The following is a 4777-nucleotide window of genomic DNA, read 5'->3' as shown; positions in this document are numbered from 1 at the left end:
AGCCCCGCGCCCCTTAAGGTGAATGCGCCTACGTGGGGAGCAAGTTGCCCTTTCTTGCGAGTAGGAACTGCTTGAAGGCTGCCACTGGCGGGGTGTCCGGGTGGCCGTCCAACCACGCCACGCCGATCTCTCTTACCGCCCTCGGAGCCGTGACCGTCAGCTCCGCAACTCCCGGGCGGGGTACGGCCGGTGGAGGCAGGAGGGCGACTCCCAGGCCCGCCGCCACCAGGCCCCGTAGGGTCTCCGCCTCCTCTCCCTCGAAGGCGATCTTCGGGCGGAAGCCGGCCTCCTTGCAGACGGCGTCGGTGATGCTGCGGAGGCCGTAGCCGGGTTCCAGGGTCACGAAGGTCTCGTCGGCCGCTTCTGCCAGGCGGATGCGCTTGCGCGTGGCCAGGCGGTGGTCGGCCGGGACGACTAGGCGGAGTTTCTGTACGTCGAGGCGGTGGGCCACCACGTCGGGGGCGTCGAGGGTCGGGGAGGTCAGGAGGCAGAGGTCCAGTTCGCCGGCGCGTAGCCGCTCCAGCATGGCCTCGCCGTAGTTCTGGACGAGGCTGAAGCGGACGCGGGGGTGGTCGGCGCGGAAGGCGCGGATGAGGCCGGGGACGGTTTCCGAGCCGAGCGTGTGGAGGAAGCCGAAGGCGACCTTGCCGGTGGCGGGGTCGGCGTCGGCCCGGACCTCGTCGGCGGCCTTCTCGATCTCGGCGAGGGCGCGCTCGACGGAGGTGAGGAAGGTGCGCCCGGCGGGGGTCAACGACACCGCGCGGCCTCTGCGCGCGAACAGGTCGACGCCCAGGTCCTGTTCGAGGCGGACCATCGCCCGCGACAGGGTGGACTGCGGGACCTGCATCTCCTGCGCGGCCCGCGTGACGTGCTCGGTGCGGGCGACGCCGGCGAAGTACGCGAGGCGCGGCGCGAGCAGCGCGACGATGTCTTCTGTGTCACCGGACGGTGACAGGTGAGCCTGTGAGCTGTACTGATGCACCATGGGAACGATTATGGCGTTTCCGTGCATTGGACGGATCAGCGGGCGGCTACGTAACTTCGAAGCATGCCTTCCGCCGATACCGGGGCGTCCACCGTCGTGGCCGCCACCAGCCCTGTCCCCGACTCCGACGCACGGCTGACGCCGGGTGGTCCCGGTTATCGCCGGATGAGCTTCGCGCTGTTCCTCGCGGGCGTGGCGACCTTCGCGCTCCTCTACTCCACGCAGGCGCTGCTGCCGCTGATCTCCTCCGGTTTCGCGGTGTCGGCGAGTGCGGCGAGCTGGACGGTGGCGGCGGCGACGGGTGGGCTCGCGTTGTTCGTCCTGCCGATGAGCGCGCTGTCGGAGCGTTTTGGACGTCGTACGGTCATGACGGCGTCGTTGGTGGTCGCGGTGAGCCTCGGAGTGCTGGTGCCGTTCGCGCCGTCGCTGGGCGCGCTGGTGGCGTTGCGGTTCCTCCAGGGGGCCGCGCTGGCCGGGCTGCCGGCCTCGGCGACGGCGTACCTCGCGGAGGAGGTGCGGCCGAAGGCGCTGGTCACGGCGATCGGGCTGTTCGTGGCCGGTAACAGCGTCGGCGGGATGAGCGGCCGGGTCATCACCGGGTGGGTCGCGCAGGAGTGGGGCTGGCGGGTCGCGGTCGGGGGGATCGGTGTCATCGCGGTCGGTTGTGCCGTCGCCTTCCGGCTGCTGCTTCCCGCCCCTCAGCACTTCACGCCGGGTTCGTTGCGCCCACGCGTCCTGGCCCGCACGGTCCGCGGCCACCTCGCGAACCCGCTGCTGTGCCGGCTGTACGCGATCGGCGCCCTGTTCATGACGGTCTTCGGCGGCGTCTACACCGTCATCGGCTACCGCCTCACCGAGGCCCCCTTCTCCCTCCCCCAGGGCATCATCGGCTCGATCTTCCTGGTGTATCTGGTGGGGACCGTGTCGGCGTCCACGGCGGGGCGGCTGGTCGGTCGGCTGGGGCGCCGGGGCGCCTTGTACCTGGCGGGCGGTACGACGGCGGCGGGGCTCGTGGTCTCCCTCGCCGATTCACTCCCCCTGGTGCTGCTCGGCCTGGTCCTCATCACGGCGGGCTTCTTCGCGGGGCACGCGGTCGCGTCCTCGGCGGTCAGCAAGACGGCGACGACGGGGCGTGCGCAGGCGTCGGCTCTGTATCAGTCCGCGTACTACATCGGGTCCAGCACGGGCAGTACGGTCGGCGCGATGGCGTTCCACGCGGGGGGCTGGGCCGGGACGGTGGGCGTGGGGGTGCTCGCGGTGGCGGGGGTTGTGACGATCACTGTGTTGGGGTCGCGGGCGGCGCGGACGCAACGGGCGCTGGCACCGATCAGCCCGTCCGGCGCCTGAGGACGGGGCTCCACACCAATACCGGGTGCCCGGTTACCGCTCTGACCTGCACGTTCGTTCACTCCTCGCGCCATTGTCAGTGGGCTGCGCTACGTTTCGGGGTAAGGGAAGAACGGCCACAGGGGTGGGTGGGCGAGACCATGAGTGACAGCGTTGTGACTACGACGGACGACCTCGATGTCAGGCTGGAGAAACACCGCGTCGAGCTGACCGGGTACTGCTACCGCATGCTCGGCTCGTCCTTCGAGGCCGAGGACGCGGTGCAGGACACGATGGTCCGCGCCTGGCGGAACTACGAGAAGTTCGAGGGCCGGTCCAGTCTCCGTTCCTGGCTGTACCGGATCGCCACGAACGTCTGCCTGGACATGCTGTCCGCCGGCAACAAGCGGGCACGGCCCGTCGACCTCAGCGACTCCACGCCTCTCGCGCAGGCCGCGCTGTCGCCCCGCGCGGACAACACCTGGCTGGAGCCGATGCCCGACGCGCGCGTGCTGCCGACGGTCGCCGACCCGGCGGAGGCGGCCGTGGCCAAGGAGTCCGTACGGCTCGCGTTCATGGCCGCCCTGCAGCAACTGCCGCCCAAACAACGGGCGGTGCTGATCCTGCGCGAGGTGCTGGCCTGGCGGGCGAACGAGGTCGCCGAGCTGCTCGACACCTCGGTCGCGTCGGTCAACAGCGCGTTGCAGCGGGCCCGGGCGACCCTCGCCGAGCGGGACGACAAGGCGGCCGACGCGGCCGTCTCCGACCCGCTCGACGAGGAGCAGCAGAAGCTTCTTGAGCGGTACGTCGCGGCCTTCGAGGGCTACGACATGGCCGCGCTCACCGCGCTGCTGCACGAGGACGCCATCATGACGATGCCGCCGTTCGACCTGTGGCTCACCGGCCACGACGACATCACGGGCTTCATGACGACGATCGGTTCCGCCTGCGAGGGATCGCGACTGATCCCGGTGCAGGTGAACGGTCTGCCGGGCTTCGCCCAGTACAAGCCGGACCCGGAGGCGGGTGGTTACGCGCCCTGGGCGGTCCAGATCCTGGAGATCTCAGACGGCGGGCTCACCGGGTTCCACTTCTTCCTGGACACCAAGCGCTGGTTCCCGCTGTTCGACCTGCCCCTCCATCTCGAAGCGGAGTCCGACCAGGTCGAGGAGGGCGCGTAGTTCGGGGGCGGGGGCGCGGAGTCTGATCCGGCCGCCCCCGGTCCTCCGGGCGGTGAGTTGCAGCCGGGCCAGGAGGTCGACGGTACCGAGGCCCGGCGGCCCGGGCCCGACGACCTCGACCAGGACCACTCCGGCTCCGGTCGCCTCCATCAGTGCCCGTACCTCGGCGCACAGCCCCGCCACCTCGTCACGGGTGACGGGGCGGGCCGGCACGAGTACAGCGGGTGTCTTGGCGTCCACGATCGGTAGACCGGGTGGGCGGTCGTAACTCATCGGGGGCGACCGCCTAGGTTTGCTGTATGCCCCACGGATCAGCCCCGCCCTGGATACCCGACGCCCTCCCGCGCGCCGAAGTCGGTGCGGAGGGGGTGCCGTGCAGGGGGTGCTGACCGGGTTCGCGGTCATCGGTGTGGTCATCGCGGTCGGCTATCTGATCGGCCTGCGCGGTTCCCTCGGCGAACACGGGCGGGACGTCCTGACCAAGCTGGCCTTCAATGTCGCGTCCCCGGCGCTGCTGTTCACGACCCTCGCGCGGGCCGATCTGTCGGTGATCTTCTCCAGTGGGCTGCTCGTGACGGTGCTGAGCACGGCTGCGGTGGCGGGGGTGTTCGTGGTGGTGGGGGTCGTACGGGGCTGGGGTGTCGGCCGTACGACGATCGGGGCGCTGTGTTCGAGTTACGTCAACTCCGGCAACCTCGGGATTCCGATCTCGGTGTACGTCCTCGGCAATGCGTCGCTCGTGGCGCCGGTGATGTTGTTCCAGCTGGTGGTGGTGAGCCCGCTGGCGTTGACCGTCCTCGATCTTTCGGGGGCGGGTGAGAAGGGGCCTTTGTGGCTGCGGCTGCTTACGCCGCTGCGGAATCCGGTTGCGGTGGGGTCTCTTGCGGGGGTTGCGGTTGCGGGGATCGGGGTTCATGTTCCGGGCCCGGTGCTGGATCCGCTCACCCTGATCGGGAACATGGCTGTGCCGGCGGTGTTGATCGGGTTCGGGATTTCACTGCGGGGAAGTGCGGTTCCTGCGCGGGGCGTTGAGCGGGGGCCGGTGTTGTTGTCGGTTGCGCTGAAGTCGGTGGGGCAGCCGGTGATTGCGTGGGCGTTGGCTGTGGCTGTGTTCGGTATTCACGGGGCGGGGTTGCTCGACGTGGTGGTGACGTCGGCGTTGCCTGCTGCGCAGAACCTGTATACGTACGCGAGTCGGTATCGGGTGGGTGAGGGGTTGGCTCGGGACTCGATCCTGCTGTCCACGGTGTTGTCGGTGCCGGTGTTGGTGGGGATTGCTGCGCTG

5 protein-coding genes are annotated in these 4777 nt (G+C 69.9%); 3 read left to right on the top strand and 2 right to left on the bottom strand.

The window, feature by feature from the left end; translation table 11 throughout:
* Positions 1-28: 28 nt before the first annotated feature.
* Positions 29-985 (bottom strand): LysR family transcriptional regulator, encoded by a 957-nt coding sequence (locus tag SPR02S_RS04640; protein ID WP_019055763.1) that lies wholly within the window; start codon positions 983-985, stop codon positions 29-31.
* A gap of 63 nt (positions 986-1048) precedes the next feature.
* Between SPR02S_RS04640 and SPR02S_RS04635 the strand changes: the two genes are divergently transcribed.
* Positions 1049-2332: an MFS transporter gene (locus tag SPR02S_RS04635; protein ID WP_019055762.1), complete on the top strand. Its 1284-nt coding sequence runs from the start codon at positions 1049-1051 to the stop codon at positions 2330-2332.
* Between the two features lie 140 nt (positions 2333-2472).
* Positions 2473-3492 carry a sigma-70 family RNA polymerase sigma factor gene (locus SPR02S_RS04630; protein ID WP_026150216.1) on the top strand — a complete coding sequence of 340 codons (1020 nt, stop codon included), beginning with the start codon at positions 2473-2475 and terminating at the stop codon, positions 3490-3492.
* Here the strand turns inward: SPR02S_RS04630 and SPR02S_RS59880 are convergent.
* Complete coding sequence (locus SPR02S_RS59880) at positions 3376-3765, bottom strand: STAS domain-containing protein (protein ID WP_158697776.1); 390 nt, start codon at positions 3763-3765, stop codon at positions 3376-3378. The two genes, SPR02S_RS04630 and SPR02S_RS59880, sit on opposite strands and share 117 nt — an antisense overlap.
* A gap of 100 nt (positions 3766-3865) precedes the next feature.
* Here SPR02S_RS59880 and SPR02S_RS04620 point away from each other — a divergent pair.
* The coding region (locus SPR02S_RS04620) for an AEC family transporter (protein ID WP_019055759.1) at positions 3866-4777 on the top strand (912 nt) is incomplete at its 3' end.

Origin of the sequence: Streptomyces prunicolor NBRC 13075 (assembly GCF_000367365.1) — a bacterium.
In the GTDB taxonomy this organism is placed as follows: domain Bacteria; phylum Actinomycetota; class Actinomycetes; order Streptomycetales; family Streptomycetaceae; genus Streptomyces; species Streptomyces prunicolor.
The sequence above is the reverse complement of the archived record's forward strand: the minus strand, read 5'-3'. Positions and strand labels throughout refer to the sequence as shown.